The organism is Stenotrophomonas sp. DDT-1, assembly GCF_001580555.1.
GTDB classification, from domain to species: domain Bacteria; phylum Pseudomonadota; class Gammaproteobacteria; order Xanthomonadales; family Xanthomonadaceae; genus Stenotrophomonas; species Stenotrophomonas sepilia.
Genome location: NZ_LEKR01000003.1, coordinates 128,727 through 150,683 on the forward strand (window position 1 = coordinate 128,727; position 21,957 = coordinate 150,683).

A 21,957-nucleotide genomic window follows, 5' to 3' on the forward strand; every position below is an offset into this window, starting at 1 on the left:
CGGCAGTCCGACAGCTGACGGATGTCACGGTTTTCATCGCCAGGGGTCGGATCCCTTTTGCCATGCAAAAGGGATCTGACCCCGGAGCCAAAAAAGAAACCCGCGCCGAAGCGCGGGTTCCAGTGTCACCACCGAACGGCGCAGGATCAGCCGCGCAGCTGCTCCAGCGCGGCGTTGAAGGTCGCGCTCGGGCGCATCGCCTTGCTGGCCTTGGCCAGGTCCGGGCGGTAGTAGCCACCGATGTCCACGGCCTTGCCCTGCACCGCGATCAGCTCGTCGACGATCTTCTGCTCGTTGTCGGTCAGCGCCTTGGCCAGCGGTGCGAAGCGTGCCTTCAGTGCAGCATCTTCGTCCTGCGCGGCCAGCGCCTGCGCCCAGTACAGCGCGATGTAGAAGTGGCTGCCACGGTTGTCGATGCCACCCAGCTTGCGCGACGGCGACTTGTCGTTGTCCAGGAACTGGCCGTTGGCTTCGTCCAGCGCCTTGGCCAGCACGCGGGCGGCGGCGTTGTCATAGCGGTTGCCCAGGTGTTCCAGCGACGCGGCCAGGGCCAGAAACTCACCCAGCGAATCCCAGCGCAGGTAGTCCTCTTCGACGAACTGCTGCACGTGCTTCGGGGCCGAACCACCGGCGCCGGTCTCGAACAGGCCACCACCGGCCATCAGCGGCACGATCGACAGCATCTTGGCGCTGGTGCCCAGTTCCATGATCGGGAACAGGTCGGTCAGGTAGTCGCGCAGCACGTTGCCGGTCACCGAGATGGTGTCCTCGCCCTTGCGGATGCGGTCCAGCGAGAACGCGGTCGCTTCCACCGGCGGCAGGATGCGGATGTCCAGGCCGTTGGTGTCGTGGTCCTTCAGATACTGCTCGACCTTGGCGATGACCTGCGCGTCGTGGGCGCGGGCGGCATCCAGCCAGAACACGGCCGGGGTGCTGCTCAGGCGGGCACGCTCGACGGCCAGCTTGACCCAGTCCTGGATCGGCGCGTCCTTGGTCTGGCACATGCGCCAGATGTCACCGGCTTCTACAGTGTGCTCGAACACCAGGTTGCCGGCGTCGTCGGTGACCTTGACCACGCCATCGGCAGCGATCTGGAAGGTCTTGTCGTGCGAGCCGTACTCCTCGGCCTTCTGTGCCATCAGGCCGACGTTGGGCACCGAGCCCATGGTGGCCGGGTCGAAGGCGCCGTGCGCCTTGCAGTCGTCGATGACGGCCTGGTACACGCCGGCATAGCAGCGGTCCGGAATGACGGCCTTGGTGTCCTGCAGCTTGCCTTCGGCGTTCCACATCTTGCCGGAGTCGCGGATCATCGCCGGCATCGAGGCGTCGACGATGACGTCGCTCGGCACGTGCAGGTTGGTGATGCCCTTGTCCGAGTTGACCATGGCCACGCCCGGGCGCTGTGCGTACTCGGCAGCCAGGTCGGCTTCGATCGCAGCACGGGTGGCTTCCGGCAGCGACGGCAGGCGCGCAGCAAGGTCACCGATGCCGTTGTTGGCGTCGAAACCGGCCTGCTTGAGCACGTCGGCGTGCTTGGCCAGCACGTCCTTGTAGAACTCATTGACCGCCACGCCGAACATGATCGGGTCGGAGACCTTCATCATGGTCGCCTTCAGGTGCAGCGAGAACAGCACGCCCTGAGCCTTGGCATCGGCAATCTGCTCGCCGATGAACGCGGCCAGTGCCTTGCGGCTCATCACGGCGGCGTCGACGATCTCGCCGGCCTTGACCGCGGTCTTTTCCTTCAGCACGACGGCGCTGCCGTCCTTGCCGTGGAAGGTGATCTTCAGCGAACCGGCGTTGGCCAGGGTGGCCGACTTTTCGCTGCCGTAGAAATCGCCGGCGGCCATGTGCGCGACGTGCGACTTCGAATCCGGCGCCCAAGCGCCCATGCGGTGCGGGTGCTTGCGCGCGTAGTTCTTCACCGACAGCGGTGCACGGCGGTCGGAGTTGCCTTCGCGCAGCACCGGGTTCACCGCGCTGCCCTTGACCTTGTCGTAGCGCGCCTTGTAGTCGCGCTGCTGGTCGTCGGCCGGGGTTTCCGGGTAATCCGGCAGCGGGTAGCCCTGGTCCTGCAGTTCCTTGATGGCCGCCTTCAGCTGCGGCACCGAGGCGGAAATGTTCGGCAGCTTGATGATGTTGGCGTCCGGGGTGGTCGCCAGCTGGCCCAGCTCGGCCAGGTCGTCGCTGACCTTCTGCGCGTCGGACAGCAGTTCCGGGAACTGCGACAGGATGCGGCCGGACAGCGAGATGTCACGGGTTTCCACCACGATGCCGGCCGTGGCGGTGTAGGCGTCAACGATCGGCAGCAGCGACTGGGTGGCCAGGAACGGTGCTTCGTCGGTCAGCGTGTAGAGGATCTTGGACATGGGGGACTTGGACTCTGTAGCAATGCTCAGGGGAAGGCCGGCGCCAGCGCCGGGCCACGTGCAACCGTGTCGCGCGCGAGGCGGGGCCCCACGCTTTCCCCCGTCGCCGTCAGGGTGGGCGCGCGGCGGGGAAACCCCTGCATTGTCGCGTTTTCAGTCGCGCGGGGCAAAGCCACGCCATACGCGGCGGTACTGCATGCCGGCAACGCTGTGATCCATCGACGCCTGGATGAAGCCAACCATCGCCCAACAAAAAAGGACGCAGCCTCGCGGCTGCGTCCATCGTGAGCCCTGCCGGGAGAGAGTCGGCTGGACTTACTTGACCTCGAACTCCTGCGGCGTTCCGGCCGCCTTGCCATCGACGGTGACTTCGGCGCGGTACTTGCCGGCCGGCCAGCCCTTTGCATTCTTGAAGGTGACGTTGGTGGTTTCCGCACCGCTGGTGTTCAGCGTGGCATTCTGTTCGCCGGCCACCTGGCCGTCCTGATAGGTCAGCTTCGCGCCAACGTTGACATTGTTTGCCGCGCCGTCGGTCTTGACCGAGACGATGATGTCGTCCTTCGGTGCGAACAGAGCCGTCGTCGCAACCGACTTGTCGGCGGCGGCGGTCTTGCCGACCGTGACCGACGAGACGCTGACAGCAGCGGCTTCGGCCATCGGCGGCGGCGCGCCGGTCATCGGGGCCGGTGCTGCCGGTTCGGCCGGAGCAGTCGCTGCCGGAGCGGCATTGTTGTCGGTCGACTCTTCTTTCTTCTTGCAACCGACCAGGGCGACGCTGCCCAGCAGGGCGGCGATCAAGGCGGTCTGGAGCGGGGTGGTCTTGATCATTCGGGGTTCCTCCCAGGGATTGTTGGACGGCACTCTGGCCGGCTTACTTCGGCGGCAGTTTCAGGGTCTGGCCCGGGAAGATCTTGTCCGGGTCATCAAGCACATCGCGGTTGGCTTCGAAGATCTTCTTCCAGGCATTGGCGTCGCCCAGATGCTGCTTGGCGATCTTCGACAGCGAGTCACCCTTCTGCACGGTATAGGTGCCGCCGCTGACAACGTCTGCGGTGCTGTCCACCGAAGCGCTGACGCCGGAGAAGTCCGCCTTCGGTGCCTGTTCGGCGGTACTGTCGACGCTGCTGCTGACGCCGGAGAAATCGGCTTTCTTCTCGGTACTCATCCACAACTCCCGTCTGCATGACTACGTGGTCCGCACGGTGCCATGGAGGTTGTTAAATGGGGATGGTGCAGATGTGAAGCCGCCCCCGGGGGCGGCTGAACAATCGGGAGAGAAGGTGTCCGGTCGTGCCGGCCGCTGGCCGGCTTGCCCTGGACACCGGTTCCACGTGGTTGCCGGCCAGCGGCCGGCACGACCGGTAACCGCCTGCTCGGTTACTGCCGCAGCTCGCGGTAGGTCGCAGCCGGGGCGGCGATGCCGGGGCTGGCACGCCAAGGGTTGATGTCCAGGCCACCACGGCGGGTGTAGCGGGCCTCAACCTCGAGCCAGTGCGGCTGGCAGCGCGCGGACACCTCGCTGAAGATCCGCTCGACGCACTGCTCGTGGAACTCGGCGTGCTCGCGATAGCTGACCAGATAGCGCAGCAGGCCGGCGCGGTCGATCTTCGGCCCACGGTAACGCAGGCTGACCGTGGCCCAGTCCGGCTGGCCGGTGACCGGGCAGTTGGACTTCAGCAACGCCGAAACCAGGGTCTCCTCCACCACCTCGCCCGCATCGGCGGCAAGGAAGTCGGCCTGCGGCGGGCCGTAGCAATCGATCTCCACGTCCAGCCCGTCGATGGATTCGCCGAGCGGCGTCTCGCGCAGACCCGGCAGGCCGAACTCGACCTGGACCGGCGCACCGGCACAGGCCGACAGGTCCGCCACGATGCGCGAGCGCAGCGCCTCGGCGCTGTCGATGCGGGTGCTGTTGAGGGAGTTCAGGTAGAGCTTGAACGACTTCGACTCGATCAACCGCGGCGAGGTGCAGGGCACCTGGACGGTGGCCACGGCCACCTGCGGCTTGCCACGCGGGTCGAGCCAGCTCAGTTCGAACGCATGCCAGCGGTCGTGGCCGACGAACGGCAGCGCGGCATCATCGAGGCCGATCTCGGCACGGGCGCCGCTGCGCGGGATGGGAAACAGCAGGCCGGGATCGTACTGCGACGGGTAACTGACCTCGCGACCGAGGCTGGAATCCTGTGGGGTGTTCATGAGACGCATTGTATCGCGCGGAGGGAGGGCCTTCGGCCTGGCCGGCCAACGGCGGAGCCCCTCCGTGGTGGGGTGTTGGGTCGTCGAAAGCCTGGATTCCCGGGAGTGGGCCGGGCGGATGGGGCTGGCGGGGACGCCGTGAATCCGTCCCTGGAGGCTTAGCCGCGCCATCCATGGCGCGGATACCCCGCCAGCCCCACCCGCCCGGCCCCCCGACACATTTCTGCCGCCGATCCACCACGGGAAAGATCAGAAAGTCAAAATCCGATCCTTCGGACATTTTCGATGTCTGCCATCCACGCATGGCGTGGATCTACCGGCAAGCCACGGGATCGGGTCTGGAGGAAAGCCCCCTGAGTCAGGGGGCGGCCGCGAAGCGGCAGGGGTCTGGAAGCTGGTAAGGGGGGCCCACTGTTCGCGCAGCGAACTGTGGGAGCGACAGCGCGCATGCGATGTCGCGTACCCAGGGCTGCAAGCCCTGCCGGCAACCCTCACCCCGCAGGCGAGCCGGCACCGTGCAGGTAATCCAGGCTCACCTGCAGCAACGCGCGCAATCCCACATCCAGCGCCTTCTCATCCAGCAGGAACTTCGGCGAATGGTTGGCCGGCGCCGTCGCCGGATCGATGCCCACGCTGGTGGACCCGACGAAGAAGAACATGCCCGGCACTTCCTTCGCGTACAGCGAGAAATCCTCCGCGCCCATCTGCAGCGGCGGCTCGTACACGTTGTCCTTGCCCACGACCGCCTGCAGGCTCGGCAGCATCTTCGCGGTCAGCGCCGGGTCGTTCACCGTGGCCGGGTTGCCCTCCGATTCGTAGATGTCGGTCACCGCCTTCGCACCGTGCGCGGCGGCCGTGTGCTCGGCCACGTTGCGCAGGTCGGCAAAGATCTGCTGGCGCATGCCTTCGTCGAAGGTGCGGATGGTGCCGACCATCTCCACTTCATCGGGAATGATGTTGTAGCGGATGCCGCCGTTGATTGCGCCGAAGGTCAGCACCGCCGGTTGCTTGGACAGGTTGGCGCGGCGGCTGACGATGGTCTGCGCGGTGCCGACCAGATCGGCGGTGGCGACGATCGGGTCAACACCGTTCCACGGTGCCGAGCCATGCGTCTGGCGACCGATCACCTTGATCCCGAAGCGATCAGAGGCAGCCATCAATGGGCCGCCGCGCACCGCGATCTGGCCGGCCTGCACGCTGGAGAACACATGCAGGCCGAACACTGCCTCCGGCTTGAAGTCGGCAAACAGCCCTTCCTTCAGCATCAGTGCGGCACCGCCCTCTTCCGGCGGCGGCGCGCCTTCCTCGGCCGGCTGGAAGATCAGCATCACCTGGCCCGGCAGGTCCTTCTTCATTGATACCAGCGCTTCGGCCACGCCCAGCAGCGTCGCGGTGTGCGCGTCGTGGCCACAGGCATGCATCACGCCCACGGTCTGCCCGCGGTACTGGTCGGTGGCCTTGGAGGCGAACGGCAGGCCGGTCTGCTCGGTCACCGGCAACGCGTCCATGTCTGCACGCAACGCGATCTTCGGACCCGGCTTGCCGCCTTCGATGATCGCCACCACGCCGTGGTGGGCGATGCCGGTCTTCGGCTTCAGGCCCATCGCCCGCAGGCGCTTGGCGACCTCGGCCGAGGTGCGCGCCTCGCGATTGGACAGCTCCGGATGTTGGTGGAAGTCACGACGCCATTCGACCACCCGGGCCTGCAGCCGCTGCGCGGCGGCGGTCACTTCCGGGCGTTGCCCTTCCTGGGCATGGGCAAGCGCCGGCAGGGCCAGCAGCAGGGCGGACAGCAGCAGCGAACGGCGCATCGCAATCTCCACAGCAAGAGGGTTCCAGCTGAATGTAGGGCAACACCGGCGCCACGGGAACCTCCGGCGCCGCATCCGGTCTTAGCGCCCGTCCCATCCGTCATGCAGGAAACGTGATGTGGCACAGGTATGCTTTGCGCATTGTCCCGGCGTCCCGTCCGGTCCAGCCCTCTCGGAGTCCTCGTAATGTCACGTGTTTGGAAGATCGTGCTGCTGGTCGTGGCGATCCTGGTGCTGGCCGTGGTCGGCCTGCGCGTCATCGGCGGGGGCAAGGACAAGGCTGGAAAACCTGCTGCGGGCGCGCGCCAGGGCGGCGAAGATCCGAGTGCCGGTCCAGTGCCGGTGACCGTGGTGGAGGCCACGCTCCAGGACGTGCCGGTGTATGCCAGCGCGCTGGGTACGGTGACCGCGATGAACACCGTCACCGTCAGCCCGCAGGTCGGCGGCCAGCTGATGAGCCTGAATTTCCGTGAAGGCCAGGAAGTGAAGCAGGGTGATGTGCTGGCGGTGATCGATCCGCGCACCGCCCAGGCCAGCTACGACCAGGCCGCGGCAGCCAAGCGCCAGAACGAGGCCCTGCTCGCCACCGCTCGCTCCAACTACCAGCGCTCGAACGCGCCGGAGTATCGCCAGTACGTCGCCAAGACCGATCTGGATACACAGCGAAACCAAGTGGCACAGTACGAAAGCGCCGTGGCCGCCAACGAGGCCAGCATGCGCTCGGCGCAGGTGCAGCTGCAGTACACCCGGGTCACCGCACCGATCTCCGGCATCGCCGGCATCCGTGCGGTCGACGCCGGCAACGTGGTCAACGCCGGTACCGCGCTTGTCACGTTGACCCAGATCCATCCGATCCACGTGCTGTTCAACCTGCCCGAGCGCCAGCTCGGCGATGTGCGCCAGGCGCAGGCCGCCGGCACGGTGCCGGTGGCGGCGCTGGACCGCGCGGATTCGCACGTGCTGTCCGGCGACGGCAAGCTCGATGTGGTCGACAACCTGATCAGTGCGGACAGCGGCACGTTCAAGGCGCGCGCCGTCTTCGACAACACCGACAACAGCCTGTGGCCGGGCCAGTTCGTCAACGTGCGCATGCAGCTGCGCACCATCGGCGGCGGCGTGGTCATTCCGACCCAGGCGGTGCTGCGTGGCCCGGACGGCGAGTACGTCTATGTCGTGCAGGGCGACAACACGGTGAAGATGCAGACCGTGCGCAGCGGCGTGGAAGTGGGCGACAGCCAGGTGCAGATCGCCGAAGGCCTCAAGGGCGGCGAGCGGGTGGTCAGCGAAGGCCAGTTCCGCCTGAAGCCGGGCAGCAAGGTCACCGCGCTGAAGCCGGGCGAGACCCCGGCCGCGCCGACCGAGGCCGAGCTGAAGGCGGCCGAGCAGAAGAACGGTGGCGGCGGTGGCCGTCGCGGTGGTGGCCCGCGCTGAGCGCAGGCCACGGTTCTCCCTCGCGCCGGCGGACCTGCCGGCGCCGACATTGAAGTGCCAGCAAGGATCAGTCCGTGGGCTTTTCGACGATCTTCATCCGCCGCCCGATCGCTACCTCGCTGTTGATGGCGGGCCTGTTGCTGCTGGGCATCCTCGGTTACCGCAAGCTGCCGGTGTCGGCGCTGCCGGAAATCGATGCGCCCAGCCTGGTGGTCACCACCCAGTACCCCGGCGCCAACGCCACCACCATGGCCTCGCTGGTCACCACCCCGCTGGAGCGCCAGTTCGGGCAGATCTCCGGGCTGGAACTGATGACGTCGGACTCGTCGGCCGGGTTGTCGACGATCATCCTGCAGTTCTCGATGGACCGCGACATCGACATCGCCGCGCAGGACGTGCAGGCGGCGATCCGCCAGGCCACCCTGCCCTCATCGCTGCCCTACCAGCCGGTCTACAACCGGGTGAATCCGGCCGACGCGGCCATCGTCACCCTGAAGCTGACCTCTGACACGCGCCCGCTGCGCGACGTCAACAACTACGCCGACTCGATCCTGGCCCAGCGCCTGTCGCAGGTGCAGGGCGTGGGCCTGGTCTCGATTGCCGGCAACGTGCGTCCGGCCGTGCGCATCCAGGTCAATCCGGCGCAGCTGTCGAACATGGGGCTGACCCTGGAACAGCTGCGCAGCGCGCTGACCCAGGCCAACGTCAACGCGCCGAAGGGTTCGTTGAACGGCAAGACCCAGTCCTACAGCATCGGCACCAACGACCAGCTGGCCAGCGCCGCCGAGTACCGCGACACCATCATCAGCTACAAGAACGGCCGCCCGGTGCGGCTGTCGGACGTGGCCGAGGTGATCGATGGCGTGGAGAACGACCAGTTGGCCGCCTGGGCCGATGGCAAGCCGGCGGTGCTGCTGGAAGTGCGCCGCCAGCCCGGTGCCAACATCGTGCAGACCGTCGAGCGCATCCGCGCGATCCTGCCGCAGCTGCAGGGCGTGCTGCCGGCCGACGTGCACCTGGAAATCTTCAACGATCGCACCGAGACCATCCGCGCCTCGGTGCATGAGGTGCAGTTCACCCTGATCCTCACCATCGGCCTGGTGGTGGCGGTGATCTTCGTGTTCCTGCGCCGCCTGTGGGCCACGATCATCCCGTCGGTGGCAGTACCGCTCTCGCTGGCCGGTACCTTCGCGGTGATGGCCTTCGCCGGCATGTCGCTGGACAACCTGTCGCTGATGGCGCTGGTGGTGGCCACCGGCTTCGTGGTCGACGACGCGATCGTGATGATCGAGAACATCGTGCGCTACATCGAGCAGGGCAAGAGCGGCAAGGAAGCGGCCGAGATCGGCGCACGCCAGATCGGCTTCACCGTGTTGTCGCTGACCGTCTCGCTGGTGGCGGTGTTCCTGCCGCTGCTGCTGATGCCCGGCGTCACCGGCCGCCTGTTCCACGAGTTCGCGTGGGTGCTGAGCATCGCCGTGGTGCTGTCGATGCTGATCTCGCTGACGCTGACCCCGATGATGTGCGCCTACCTGCTCAAGCCCGACGCCCTGCCCGAGGGCGAGGACGCGCATGAGCGCGCGGCAGCGGCCGGCAAGCAGAACCTGTGGACGCGCACCGTCGGCCTCTACGAGCACAGCCTGGACTGGGTGCTGGGCCACCAGCGCCTGACCCTGGCCGTGGCCGGTGGCGCGCTGGTGCTGACCGTGCTGCTGTACGTGCTGATCCCCAAGGGCCTGCTGCCCGAACAGGACACCGGCCTGATCACCGGCGTGGTGCAGGCCGACCAGAACATCGCCTTCCCGCAGATGGAGCAGCGCACCCGGCAGGTGGCCGAAGCGCTGCGCCAGGACCCGGATGTGACCGGCGTGTCGGCCTTCATTGGCGCGGGCAGCATGAATCCCACGCTCAACCAGGGCCAGCTGTCGATCGTGCTGAAGGAACGCGGCGAGCGCGATGGCCTGGATGAGATCCTGCCGCGCCTGCAGAAGGCGGTGGCCGGCATTCCGGGCGTGGCGCTGTACCTGAAACCGGTGCAGGACGTGACCCTGGATACCCGCGTGGCCGCCACCGAGTACCAGTACTCGCTGTCGGACGTGGATTCGGCGACGGTGGCGACCCAGGCCACGCGCCTGACCGAAGCGCTGCGCAAGCGCCCGGAACTGGCCGACGTCGACAACAACCTGTCCAACCAGGGCCGCGCCCTGGAACTGAACATCGACCGCGACAAGGCCAGCGTGCTGGGCGTGCCGATGCAGACCATCGACGACACGCTCTACGATGCGTTCGGCCAGCGCCAGATCTCGACCATCTTCACCGAGCTCAACCAGTATCGCGTGGTGCTGGAAGTGGCACCGGAGTTCCGCACCAGCACCGCGCTGATGGAACAGCTGGCGGTCGCCTCCAACGGCGCCGGCGCATTGACCGGCACCAATGCCACCAGCTTCGGCCAGGTCACCTCCTCCAACTCGTCCACCGCCACCGGCATCGGCGCGCAGAACACCGGCATCACCGTCGGCGCCGGCAACATCATCCCGCTGTCGGCGCTGGCCGAAGGCAAGGTCAGCAGCGCCCCGCTGGTGGTCAGCCACCAGCAGCAGCTGCCGGCGGTGACCGTGTCGTTCAACGTGGCGCCGGGCTATTCGCTGTCCGAAGCGGTGCGAGCGATCCAGGAGACCAAGGACAGCCTGGACATGCCCACCCACCTGCATGCCGAGTTCATCGGCAAGGCGGCTGAGTTCACCGGCAGCCAGACCGACGTGGTGTGGCTGCTGCTGGCCTCGCTGGTGGTGATCTACATCGTGCTGGGCGTGCTCTACGAGAGCTACATCCACCCGATCACGATCATCTCCACGCTGCCGCCGGCCGGCGTCGGCGCGCTGCTGGCGCTGATGCTGTGCGGGCTGAGCCTGTCGGTGGATGGCATCGTCGGCATCGTGCTGCTGATCGGCATCGTCAAGAAGAACGGCATCATGATGGTCGACTTCGCGATCGAGGCGCGCCGCGCCGGTGCCAACGCGCATGAAGCGATCCGCCGCGCCTGCCTGCTGCGCTTCCGCCCGATCATGATGACCACCGCTGCGGCCATGCTCGGCGCACTGCCGCTGGCGCTGGGCACCGGCATCGGTTCGGAGCTGCGCCGCCCGCTGGGTATCGCCATCGTTGGCGGCCTGCTGCTGTCGCAGTTGGTGACCCTGTACACCACGCCGGTGATCTACCTGTACATGGAGCGCTTCTCCGAGTGGCTGGCGCGCCGCCGCGAACAGCGTGCGCTGCGCGATGGTTCGCTGCAGGAGCCGCAGGCATGATCCACGCCCCACTGCCGTGGGGGGCCGCGCGATGAACCTGTCCGGTCCCTTCATCCGCCGCCCGATCGGCACCGCACTGCTGGCCATCGGCTTGTTCATGGTCGGCCTGATCTGCTACCTGCGCCTGGGCGTATCGGCGCTGCCGAACATCGAGATCCCGGTAATCTTCGTGCATGCCAGCCAGTCCGGCGCCGACGCGGCGACCATGGCCTCGACCGTCACCGCGCCGCTGGAACGCCATCTCGGCCAGCTGCCGGGCATCGATCGCATGCGCTCGTCGAGCTCGGAAGGCAGCTCGCTGGTGTTCATGATCTTCCAGAGCGGCCACAACATCGATTCGGCGGCACTGGATGTACAAACGGCGATCAACTCGGCCCAGGCCGACCTGCCCTCGGGCATGGGCTCGCCGATGTACCAGAAGGCGAATCCGAACGACGACCCGGTGATCGCCATCGCGCTGACCTCGCAGACGCAGTCGGCCGACGAGCTCTACAACGTGGCCGACTCGCTGCTGGCGCAGCGCATCCGCCAGATCAGCGGCGTCGCCTCGGTCGACATCGCTGGCGCGTCGACGCCGGCGGTGCGCGTGGATGTCAACCTGCGCCTGATGAACGCGTTGGGCCTGACCGCCGATGACCTGCGCAACGCAGTGCGCGCGGCCAACGTGACCTCGCCCACCGGCTTCCTCAGCGATGGCAACACCACCACGGCGATCATCGCCAACGACTCGGTGGCGCGCGCCGCCGACTTCGCCGACCTGGTGGTCAAGACCCAGGGCGACGGCCGGGTGATCCGGCTGAAGGATATCGCCAACGTCTACGACGGCCAACAGGATGCCTACCAGGCGGCGTGGTTCGACCACAAGCCGGCGGTGGTGATGTACGTGTTCACCCGCGCCGGCGCCAACATCGTGGAGACCGTGGACCGGGTCAAGGCGCAGATCCCCACCCTGCGCGACTACCTGCAGCCGGGCACCACGATGACGCCGTACTTCGACCGTACGCCGACCATCCGTTCGTCGCTGCATGAAGTGCAGGTCACCCTGCTGATCAGCCTGGCGATGGTGGTGCTGACCATGGCGCTGTTCCTGCGCCGGCTGGCACCCACCCTGATCGCGGCGGTGACCGTGCCGCTGTCGCTGGCCGGCGCCGCGCTGGTGATGTACGTGATGGGCTTCACCCTGAACAACCTGAGCCTGCTGGCGCTGGTGATCGCGATCGGCTTCGTGGTCGACGATGCGATCGTGGTGATCGAGAACATCATGCGCCACCTCGACGAAGGCATGCCGCGCATGCAGGCGGCGTTGACCGGTGCGCGCGAAATCGGCTTCACCATCGTCTCGATCACCGCCTCGCTGGTGGCGGTGTTCATCCCGCTGCTGTTCGCCAGCGGCATGATGGGCGCGTTCTTCCGCGAGTTCACCGTCACCCTGGTGGCGGCCATCGTGGTCTCGATGATCGTCTCGCTGACGCTGACCCCGGCATTGTGCAGCCGCTTCCTCAGTGCGCACGACCACAGCGCGCCACCGTCGCGCTTTGGCCGCTGGCTGGACGCCGGCCACGAGCGCATGCTGCGCATCTACACCGTGTTCCTCGACTTCTCGCTGCGCCACGCGCTGCTGCTGTCGCTGACGCCGCTGATCCTGATCGGCGTCACCATCTTCCTGTTCGGCGCGGTGAAGAAGGGCGCGTTCCCGCCGCAGGACACCGGCCTGATCTGGGGCCGCGCCAACTCCAGTGCCACCGTGTCGTTCGAGGACATGGTCGCGCGCCAGCGCCGCATCACCGACATGCTGATGGCCGACCCGGCGGTGAAGACGGTGGGTGTACGCCTGGGCAGCGGCCGCCAGGGCTCCAGTGCACAGTTCAACATCGAGCTGAAATCACGCAGCGACGGCCGCCGCGAAACCACCGCGCATGCGTTGGCGCGCCTCAGTGCCAAGGCCGATCGCTATCCCGACCTGCAGCTGCGCCTGCGCGCGATCCAGGACCTGCCCAGCAACGATGGCGGCGGTTCCAGCCAGGGCGCGCAGTACCGCATCTCGCTGCAGGGCAACGACCTGGCCGGACTGCAGGAATGGCTGCCCAAGCTGCAGGCGGAACTGAAGAAGAACCCGAAGCTGCGCGACGTCGGGACCGACGTGGACAATGCCGGCCTGCGCCAGAACATCCAGATCGACCGCGCAAAGGCCGCGCGCCTGGGCATCACGGTGGGCGCCATCGACGGCGCGCTGTACGGTGCGTTCGGCCAGCGCCAGATCTCCACCATCTATTCGGACATCAACCAGTACAGCGTGGTGGTCAATGCCCTGCCCTCGCAGACCGCCACCCCGGCGGCGCTGGATGAGGTGTACGTGCGTGCGCGCAACGGCGACATGGTGCCGATCACCGCGGTGGCCACGCAGATGCCTGGCCTGGCCCCATCGCAGATCACCCACGAGAACCAGTACACGACGATGGACCTCAGCTACAACCTGGCTCCCAACGTGAGCATGGGCGAGGCCAAGGCGATCATCGACGCGACCGTGGCCGGCATGCGCATGCCCGGCGACATCCGCCTGGCCGACGATGCGGGCTTCGGCTTCAACTCCGATCCCAGCGACATGCTGATCCTGGTGTTCGCCGCGATCCTGACCGTGTACCTGGTACTGGGCATGCTCTACGAGAGCCTGATCCACCCGGTCACCATCCTGTCCACGCTGCCGGCGGCCGGTGTCGGTGCGCTGTTGGCCCTGTTCGGCACCAACACCGAGCTGTCGGTGATCTCGATGATCGCGCTGGTGCTGCTGATCGGCATCGTCAAGAAGAACGCGATCATGATGATCGACTTCGCACTGGTGGCGCAGCGCGAGCATGGGCTGGCGCCGCGCGATGCCGCACGCGAGGCCAGCATCGTGCGCTTCCGCCCGATCATGATGACTACGATGGTCGCGATCCTGGCCGCAGTGCCGCTGGCCATCGGCCTGGGTGAAGGGTCCGAGCTGCGCCGCCCGCTGGGCATCGCGATGATCGGCGGCCTGCTGTTCTCGCAGAGCCTGACCCTGCTCAGCACGCCGGCGCTGTACGTGATCTTCTCCTGCCTGGCCGAGCGCTGGCGCACCCGTCGCGCGCGCAGGCGCGAAGCGAAGCTGCTCAAGCGCGCGCAGCGGGCGTAGCAGAGCCCATCCACGCATGGCGTGGATCTACTTCTAGGTGCTGCGAATCTGCCGGCCAGCGGCCGGCACTACCACGGGCACGGAGGGTGGGTGCGGACCGTTGGTCCGCACGCCTCCGGGTTTGACGTGCTGTAACGAAAAGAGAACAATTCCCCTCCAGCCATGGTCCTGCGCCCCTTCGCGGCGCCCCGCTGCCCTCTCCGGCAAGCCTGCGTGATCCCAGCCATCAACCTTTCCCCCCATGCGGGCGGATGGCGCGTGGCCGTTCGCCGAGGATGACTGAACCATGCTCCTGCACCCACTCTGCCGCCCGGCCCTGCTTGCCGTTTCCCTGTCACTGGCCTGTGCCGCGCATGCCCAGTCCGTACCCGAGCGCACCCATCGGAACCGCAGTGCCACCGATCTGGATGCGGTGAAGGTCACCGCCGAACGCACCCACGCCGATACCGGCGCCCTTGGTGATCGCGTGCTGCGTGATACCCCGTTTGCGATCACCGCCGTGGGCCGCGAGCAGATCGAGCAGCGCCAAGTGGTCTCGCTGGGCGAAGCGTTCCTGCTCGACCCTTCGGTCACCACCCAGGTCAGCGCCTATGCCAGTGGCTGGAGTTCGCCGATCCGCAACCGTGGCATCGACCTGAACTTCGACAGCTATCGGGTCAATGGCCTGCAGGTCTCCTCGTGGGGTACCGAGTGGCCGCTGGAAGTGATGGAACAGGTCGATCTGCTGAAAGGCCCGGGCGGATTCCTGTACGGTTTCGGTGCCCCCGGTGGCATCGTCAACTACATCACCAAGAAGCCGACCGACACGCCCACCTTCTCCGCCCAGCTGGGCTGGCGCGAGCAGGGCATCGTCAGCGGCGGGATCGACGTCGGCGGCCGCTTCGGCAACGAGCAGATGTTCGGTTATCGTTTCAACGCCTACCGGGAAAAGGGCGAAACCTTCAACGGTGGCCACGTCGATCGCAAGGTGGGCGCACTGTCGCTGGACGCGCGCCTGAGCGACGCACTGATCTGGACCTTCGACGGCGTGTTCCAGTCACGCGACCTGCGCGAGGAATCGCCGCAGTACTACTCCCGCGGACTGACCTCATTGCCACGACCGATCGCCGGGAATGCCGGCAACAGTGTCCCCGGCACCTACTACGACACTCGTTCCAGCCTGTTGTCGACCCGCTTGGACTGGCAGATCAACAGCGACTGGAAAACCAGCCTGAGTTATGGCGTCACCACCTCGTGGAATGACGTCAACAAGATCTTCGCCTACATCGATTCGCCCAATGGCGACTATGACGTCAACGTCTATGAACTGGGTGGCAAGAGCGAGTGGAAGCTGGCGCAGGCGATGCTGCAGGGCAGCTTCCACACCGGTCCGCTGCAGCATCAGGTGGTGGCAGGCATCAGTCACCAGACCGGGCTGGGCTGGGACCGTCCCTACGAATGGAGCCTGATCGGCCGCGCCAACCTGTACCAGCGCCATGCCATCCGCCATGACGCCGTCGGTTCACGGGTGATGACCCGCGGCGACGAGACCGTGCAGCAGGCCGTGTTCGCAAGCGATACCGTCGATCTCGGCAGCGGCTGGTCGGTGCTGGCGGGCTGGCGCTACAACGATTACGAGACCAAGGGCCGCTACCACACCTATCCGGTCACACCGACCTATGCCGTGATGTTCAAGCCCAGCGAGGCGGTCATCCTCTACGCCAGCTACATCGAATCGCTGGAAGCGGGCAGCCGCGTAGGCAACAACTACGTCAACGCCGGTGATGTGCTCGACCCGACCCTCAGCAAGCAGTACGAGATCGGCGCGAAGGCCGAGGCCGCGCGCTGGAATGCGAACGTGGCGGCGTTCCGGCTGGAGCGTGGCGCAAATATCGATGAACTCACACCGGCCGGCAAGCGCCTGGTGCAGGACGGCATCACGCTGTACGAAGGCATCGAAGCCAGTGCCGACCTGCACCTCAGCGATGTCCTCACGGTTGGCGGAGGCGTCACCTGGCTTGACCCGACCTACGACAGGCTGTCCCCGGCCAGCGTCGCACAGGAAGGCAACCGTACCGCCGGTGCAGCGCGCTGGAGTGGGGTCGTGCACGCCACCTACCAGCTGCCGTGGGTGGATGGGCTGGAGTCCTACGCCGCGGTGCGCTATTACGGCGATGTCTGGTACGACGCCGACAACACCCTGAAGCTGCCCGACTACACGCTGGTCAATGCAGGCATCGGTTACCGCCTGCTCGCCTCCGGTCATCCGGTGACCGTGCGCGCCAGTGTCGAGAACCTGGCCAACCGGAAGTACTGGTCCAACGCCGGCACAGGCCTGCCACGCACGTTCGCTGTGAGCGTGCGGTTCGACATGTAAGGCCCGGCACCACCGTGGGTGCGGATCGTTGGTCCGCACTCCATATTTCACGCGCAGCCCGCAATAATGGTGGAAGACCCTTCCACCGAGCCTGCATGTCCGCCCGCCAATCCCGCCTCAGCCGCCTGTGGGCCCACGAAAAGGCCAGCTACGGCCTGCGCGTGTTCATCGCGCTGACCGCGGCCGTGGCCGTGTGCTGGCAGTTCGAGGCGCTGACCGCCCTGCCCGGCGTGTTCCTCGGCATCATCGCAAGCGCCATCGCGGAAACGGACGACAACTGGTGGGGCCGGATCAAGGCCGTGGTGTTGTCACTGTTGTGCTTCTGCATTGCGGCGGCCTCGGTGATCTGGCTGTTCCCGTGGCCGTGGATCTTCATCGGTGCGCTGGCACTGTCCACCTTCGGCCTGACACTGCTTGGCGCGCTCGGTGAGCGCTACGCATCCATTGCCCAGGCCACGGTGACGCTGGCGATCTACACGATGATCGGCTTGGAGCAGCATGGCGCCAGCGACCTCCACAGCGCGCTGGACGCGGTCAGCCATCTGCTGGCCGGTGCAGCCTGGTACGGGCTGCTGTCGATCCTGTGGACTGCGCTGTTCGCCAACCGGCCGGTGCGCGAACGCGTGGCGCGGCTGTACGTTGAGCTGGGCCGCTACCTGCAGCTGAAGGCTGCGCTGTTCGAGCCGGTGCGCGAAGCCGACCTGCAACGTCGCCAGCTCGACCTGGCCGAACAGAACCGGCGCGTGGTCGGTGCGTTGAACGAGGCCAAGACCGCGATCCTGGCCCGCTTCGGCCGTTCCGGGCGGCCGGGCGTGAACTCCGGCCTGTACCTGCGCCTGTATTACATGGCACAGGATTTCCACGAGCGCGCCAGTTCCTCGCACTACCCGTATGGCGCGCTGGTGGACGCCTTCTTCCACAGCGATGTGCTTTACCGCTGCCAGCGCCTGCTCGACCTGCAGGGCCAGGCCTGTGCCCGCCTGGGCGAGGCGATCCGGCTGCGTCGTCCGTTCGTATACGGCGAAAGCAACCAGCAGGCCGGGCGCGACCTGGCCGACGCGCTCGCCTACCTGCGTGACCAGCAGCGCCCGCAGTGGCAGCGCCTGCTCGGTTCGCTGGACCTGCTGGTTCACAACCTGCGCAGCATCGAGCGCCGCCTGCTGGATGCCGAACGTTCCGAAGCCAGCCTGGACAACGTCGACACTCGCCTGCGCGACAGCAACCCGCATACCCTGCGCGAGATGGGCGTGCGCATCCGCCAGCAGCTCACGCCCGGCTCGGTGCTGTTCCGCCATGGCCTGCGCATGGCACTGGCGCTGATCGCCGGCTTTGCAGCGATCCGGCTGTTCAATGCGCAGAACGGTTCATGGGTACTGCTGACCATCGTGTTCGTGTGCCGGCCCAACTTCGGCGCCACCCGCCAGCGCCTGGCACAGCGCATCGTCGGCACCGTCGCCGGACTGGTGCTGACCTGGGCACTGCTGCAGCTGTTCCCGCAGCTGCACGTACAGCTGCTGATCGCACTGCTGTCGGCACTGTTGTTCTTCTTCACCCGCACCGACCGCTACCTGGTGGCATCAGCCGCGATCACCGTGATGGCGCTGACCTGCTTCAACCTGATCGGCGATGGCTTCGTGCTGATCGTGCCGCGCATGGTCGATACGCTGCTGGGCTGCGCGATCGCCGCCGCCGCCGCGTTCCTGATCCTGCCCGACTGGCAGGGCCGCCAGCTGCATCTCGTCCTGGCACGCGTGCTGGATACCGCCGCTCGCTACCTGGATTCGGTGCTGGGCCAGTACCGCAGCGGCATGCGCGACGACCTGGCCTACCGCATCGCCCGCCGCGACATGCACAACGCCGACGCCGCGCTGTCCACCGCACTGTCGAACATGCTGCGCGAACCCGGCCACGTGCGCCGCAACCTGGATGCCGGCTTCCGCTTCCTGGCGCTGTCCAACACGCTGCTGGGGCATCTGTCGGCGCTGGGTGCGCACCGCGACCAGGTGGACAGCTACGCAGGCGATCCACTGGCGCTGGCCGCGGGCGATCGCGTGCGCAAGGCACTTCAGCAGCTGGCGACGGCGCTGACCGCGCGGCAACCCGTCGCGGACGATGACAACGACGCCGACCGCGCGGCGGCTGCCGAGCTGGAGCAGATCGACGAGGCGATGCCGCCGAAACTGCAGTTGATCCGTACCCAGATGGCGCTGGTACTGCGCATGCTGCCAAAGGTGCGGGCAGCGGCCAATGAGGCGGTGACCAACCTGACCTGATCCCTCATCGCTGATCGGGCATCCCATCCACGCATGGCGTGGATCTGCTGCGCCGCGTGCAACGGCGCGTTGCACCTGGCGATGCAGTTCGATCACGGCGCCAGGCGGATACTGGGCAATCGCCCGCTCTGGATCATCACCATGAAAATCGAACTCAGCGGTCGCACCGCGCTGGTCACCGCCTCCACCGCCGGCATCGGCCTGGCCATCGCCCAAGGCCTGGCCAGCGCTGGTGCGCGGGTCATTGTCAATGGCCGCAGCACCAGCAGCGTCGAGCGCGCCCGCCAGCATCTGCTCGCGGCCGTGCCGGGAGCCGACGTATTGGGTGTCGCCGCCGACCTCTCCGATGCGGCCGGTGTCGATACGCTGCTGGCCGGGCTGCCGAAGATCGACATCCTGGTCAACAACGCCGGCATCTTCGGCCCAGAGGATTTCTTCCAGACCGATGACGCCACCTGGGAGCGCTACTGGCAGACCAACGTGATGTCCGGCGTACGCCTGTCGCGTGCGCTGCTGCCAGCGATGGTCGATGCCGGCTGGGGCCGCGTGCTGTTCATTTCGTCCGAATCGGCGCGCAACATCCCGGCCGACATGATCCATTACGGGGTCAGCAAGACCGCGCAGCTGTCACTGTCGCGCGGCCTGGCCAAGCGCGTGGCCGGCAGCGGCGTCACCGTCAACGCGGTGCTGCCTGGCCCGACCCTGTCCGACGGCTTCGCGGCGATGTTCGAGGATGAACGCCGACGCAGCGGCAAGCCACTGGAGCAGATCGGCCGCGAGTTCGTGATGGCACACCGGCCGTCCTCGGTGATCCAGCGCACTGCCACGGTCGAGGAAGTGGCCAACATGGTGGTGTACCTGGCGTCGCCGCAGGCTTCGGCCACGTCCGGTGCGGCACTGCGCGTGGATGGCGGCGTGGTCGACGATATCGTCTGAGTCCGACGGCAGGTGTGCGGACCAACGGTCCGCACCCACAGGTCCGCACCCACAGCGGATGGGCAGGAATGCTAGGCTGCGCCGGTCAAGGAGGTTCCATGTCCGGTCACAACCAGTTTGCCCTGCTCCGCCAGCGCCGTTTCCTGCCGTTCTTCGTGGTACAGGCGCTCGGTGCGTTCAACGACAACGTGTACCGGCAAGCGATCATCAGCATGTTGCTGTTCATGGCCGTGCCAGAGGAGGAACTCGGGCTGTACGCCACGTTGGCACCGGCCATCTTCATCCTGCCGTACTTCCTGTTCTCGGCACTGGCCGGGCAGATCGCCGACAAACTGGAAAAATCGCGGCTGATCGTCATCACCACCACCATGGAGATCGTGATCATGTCGCTGGCCGCCGCCGGCTTCCTCACCCAGAGCCTGCCGGTGTTGCTGGTCGCCCTGTTCTGCACCGGCATGCAATCGACCCTGTTCGGCCCGGTGAAGTATTCGGTGCTGCCGTCGGTGCTCAGGCCCGAGGAGCTGACCGGCGGCAACGGCCTGGTCGAGATGGGGACCTCGATGTCGATCCTCTCCGGCATGATCGTCGGCGGCCTGGTGTTCACCGTGGCCGGGAGCCACGGCACGGTGGTGGCTGCGTGCGCGATCATCGCCCTGGCGATCTGCGGCAACATCGCCGCGCGCCTGATTCCCAGGGTCGATGCAGGCGACCCGACCCTGAAGATCAACTGGAACCCGTTGCCGGAATCGCTGGCGGTACTGCGCATGGCGCGCCAGCAGAAGGCCGTGCGCAACTCGATCCTGGGCGTGTCCTGGTTCTGGTTCGTTGGCACCGTGCTGACCTCGCAGCTACCGGCCTACGCAGTGACCAACCTGGGCGGCGAGCCGACCCTGTACATCTTCGCGCTGGCCCTGTTCTCGGTGGGCACCGGCGTCGGCTCGCTGCTGTGCGAGAAGCTGTCAGCCCGTACGGTGGAAATCGGCCTGGTACCGCTGGGCGCGTTCGGCATGACCGCGTTCCTGCTCGACCTGTACTTCGCCCGCAGCGGCGAAGCGACGGTGCACGGGCTGACCATCGCGCCGTTCCTGCAGCAGCCCGGCAGCATCCGCATCGTCATCGACCTGATCGGCATCGGCCTGTTCACCGGCATCTTCGTGGTGCCGCTGTTCGCACTGATCCAGAGCCGCACGCCGAAGGCGCAGATGTCGCGCGTGTTCGCCGCACTGAACATCCAGAACTCGGGCTTCATCGTCGCTGCGGCGTTGCTGTCGCTGGCCGCGCACACGCTGCTGCACTGGACCATTCCGCAGCAGTTCCTGGCGCTGGCCATCGCCAACGCGCTGGTGGCGATCTACATCTTCACCATCGTCCCCGAATTCCTGATGCGCTTCCTCAGCTGGCTGATGGTGCGCACCCTGTACCGGCTGCGCCCGCACGGCATCGAGGCCAACGTGCCCGACGAAGGCGCCGCACTGCTGGTCTGCAACCACGTCAGCTACATGGACGCGCTGATCCTGTCGGCGACGATTCCGCGCCCGGTGCGCTTCGTCATGTACTACAGGATCTTCAACATCCCGGTAATGCGCTGGATCTTCCGGACCGCCAAGGCAATCCCGATCGCCGGTGCGCGCGAAGACCCGGCACTGATGCAGCGCGCGTTCGACGAGATCGACGCTGCGCTGGCCGAAGGCGAACTGGTCTGCATCTTCCCCGAGGGTGCGCTGACCCGCGACGGGGAGATGGCGCCGTTCAAGTCCGGCGTCGAGAAGATCCTCGAGCGGCGGCCGGTGCCGGTGGTGCCGATGGCCCTGCGCGGCATGTGGTCGAGCATGTGGAGTCGCCGCGACAGCCGCCTCGGCCGCATGCGGGTGCCGCGCCGTTTCCGCGCTACCGTCGAGGTCGTGGCGGCACCGGCCGTCGATGGCCACGCCACCCGCGCCCCGGTGCTGGAGGCGCAGGTGCGGGCCCTGCGTGGCGATCACGCCTGATCGGCCCGGCGGCCGTCGGTAGCGCTTCCAGGCGATAGCCCCAATCCCCGGAATGACGGCCTCTGTCTCATGACAGAGGCCCGTCAAATAGCGCCCAGTCAAGGGCCATACACGCCACCATCTGACTGTAAACGC

Annotated in this window: 12 protein-coding genes; 7 read left to right on the plus strand and 5 right to left on the minus strand. The window is 66.9% G+C overall.

Translation table 11 applies throughout. The features are described from left to right. Positions 1–146 precede the first annotated feature (146 nt). The 5 genes from AB839_RS02645 to AB839_RS02665 form a co-directional block, all read right to left on the minus strand. On the minus strand, positions 147–2,369 hold the full coding sequence (locus AB839_RS02645) for an NADP-dependent isocitrate dehydrogenase (protein ID WP_061478183.1): 2,223 nt from the start codon (positions 2,367–2,369) through the stop codon (positions 147–149). A gap of 315 nt (positions 2,370–2,684) precedes the next feature. Then, positions 2,685–3,197 carry a hypothetical protein gene (locus AB839_RS02650; RefSeq protein ID WP_061478184.1) on the minus strand — a complete coding sequence of 171 codons (513 nt, stop codon included), beginning with the start codon at positions 3,195–3,197 and terminating at the stop codon, positions 2,685–2,687. Positions 3,198–3,240: 43 nt separating this feature from the next. Further along, positions 3,241–3,534, minus strand: coding sequence for a LysM peptidoglycan-binding domain-containing protein (locus AB839_RS02655; RefSeq protein ID WP_049410686.1), 294 nt, complete (start codon positions 3,532–3,534; stop codon positions 3,241–3,243). Positions 3,535–3,746: 212 nt separating this feature from the next. Then, entirely contained in the window at positions 3,747–4,565 is an 819-nt protein-coding gene (gene queF, locus AB839_RS02660) for an NADPH-dependent 7-cyano-7-deazaguanine reductase QueF (protein ID WP_061478185.1), read from the minus strand. A 491-nt stretch (positions 4,566–5,056) separates the two neighbouring features. Then, on the minus strand, positions 5,057–6,376 hold the full coding sequence (locus AB839_RS02665; protein WP_061478212.1) for a M20 family metallopeptidase: 1,320 nt from the start codon (positions 6,374–6,376) through the stop codon (positions 5,057–5,059). A gap of 186 nt (positions 6,377–6,562) precedes the next feature. Between AB839_RS02665 and AB839_RS02670 the strand changes: the two genes are divergently transcribed. The 7 genes from AB839_RS02670 to AB839_RS02700 all read left to right on the plus strand — a co-directional run bounded on the left by AB839_RS02670 (position 6,563) and on the right by AB839_RS02700 (position 21,822). Then, complete coding sequence (locus AB839_RS02670) at positions 6,563–7,807, plus strand: efflux RND transporter periplasmic adaptor subunit (protein WP_061478186.1); 1,245 nt, start codon at positions 6,563–6,565, stop codon at positions 7,805–7,807. Positions 7,808–7,881: 74 nt separating this feature from the next. Further along, positions 7,882–11,115: an efflux RND transporter permease subunit gene (locus AB839_RS02675; protein ID WP_061478187.1), complete on the plus strand. Its 3,234-nt coding sequence runs from the start codon at positions 7,882–7,884 to the stop codon at positions 11,113–11,115. A gap of 31 nt (positions 11,116–11,146) precedes the next feature. Further along, on the plus strand, positions 11,147–14,269 hold the full coding sequence (locus tag AB839_RS02680; protein WP_061478188.1) for an efflux RND transporter permease subunit: 3,123 nt from the start codon (positions 11,147–11,149) through the stop codon (positions 14,267–14,269). A gap of 286 nt (positions 14,270–14,555) precedes the next feature. Then, positions 14,556–16,625: a TonB-dependent receptor gene (locus AB839_RS02685; protein WP_061478189.1), complete on the plus strand. Its 2,070-nt coding sequence runs from the start codon at positions 14,556–14,558 to the stop codon at positions 16,623–16,625. Between the two features lie 95 nt (positions 16,626–16,720). Next, the gene (yccS, locus tag AB839_RS02690) at positions 16,721–18,898 is read left to right on the plus strand and encodes a YccS family putative transporter (RefSeq protein ID WP_061478190.1); all 2,178 of its coding nucleotides are present in this window, start codon (positions 16,721–16,723) and stop codon (positions 18,896–18,898) included. Between the two features lie 141 nt (positions 18,899–19,039). After that, positions 19,040–19,834 carry an SDR family oxidoreductase gene (locus AB839_RS02695; RefSeq protein ID WP_061478213.1) on the plus strand — a complete coding sequence of 265 codons (795 nt, stop codon included), beginning with the start codon at positions 19,040–19,042 and terminating at the stop codon, positions 19,832–19,834. A gap of 98 nt (positions 19,835–19,932) precedes the next feature. After that, entirely contained in the window at positions 19,933–21,822 is a 1,890-nt protein-coding gene (locus AB839_RS02700) for an MFS transporter (protein WP_061478191.1), read from the plus strand. Positions 21,823–21,957 lie beyond the last annotated feature (135 nt).

Bases quoted from the DNA above. Each gene is read 5' to 3' on its own strand.
- AB839_RS02650 (WP_061478184.1), bottom strand. From the start codon at position 3,197: ATGATCAAGACCACCCCGCTCCAGACCGCCTTGATCGCCGCCCTGCTG.
- AB839_RS02665 (WP_061478212.1), bottom strand. From the start codon at position 6,376: ATGCGCCGTTCGCTGCTGCTGTCCGCCCTGCTGCTGGCCCTGCCGGCG.
- AB839_RS02645 (WP_061478183.1), bottom strand. From the start codon at position 2,369: ATGTCCAAGATCCTCTACACGCTGACCGACGAAGCACCGTTCCTGGCC.
- AB839_RS02680 (WP_061478188.1), top strand. From the start codon at position 11,147: ATGAACCTGTCCGGTCCCTTCATCCGCCGCCCGATCGGCACCGCACTG.
- AB839_RS02655 (WP_049410686.1), bottom strand. From the start codon at position 3,534: ATGAGTACCGAGAAGAAAGCCGATTTCTCCGGCGTCAGCAGCAGCGTC.
- yccS (WP_061478190.1), top strand. From the start codon at position 16,721: ATGTCCGCCCGCCAATCCCGCCTCAGCCGCCTGTGGGCCCACGAAAAG.
- AB839_RS02695 (WP_061478213.1), top strand. From the start codon at position 19,040: ATGAAAATCGAACTCAGCGGTCGCACCGCGCTGGTCACCGCCTCCACC.
- queF (WP_061478185.1), bottom strand. From the start codon at position 4,565: ATGAACACCCCACAGGATTCCAGCCTCGGTCGCGAGGTCAGTTACCCG.
- AB839_RS02670 (WP_061478186.1), top strand. From the start codon at position 6,563: ATGTCACGTGTTTGGAAGATCGTGCTGCTGGTCGTGGCGATCCTGGTG.
- AB839_RS02685 (WP_061478189.1), top strand. From the start codon at position 14,556: ATGCTCCTGCACCCACTCTGCCGCCCGGCCCTGCTTGCCGTTTCCCTG.
- AB839_RS02700 (WP_061478191.1), top strand. From the start codon at position 19,933: ATGTCCGGTCACAACCAGTTTGCCCTGCTCCGCCAGCGCCGTTTCCTG.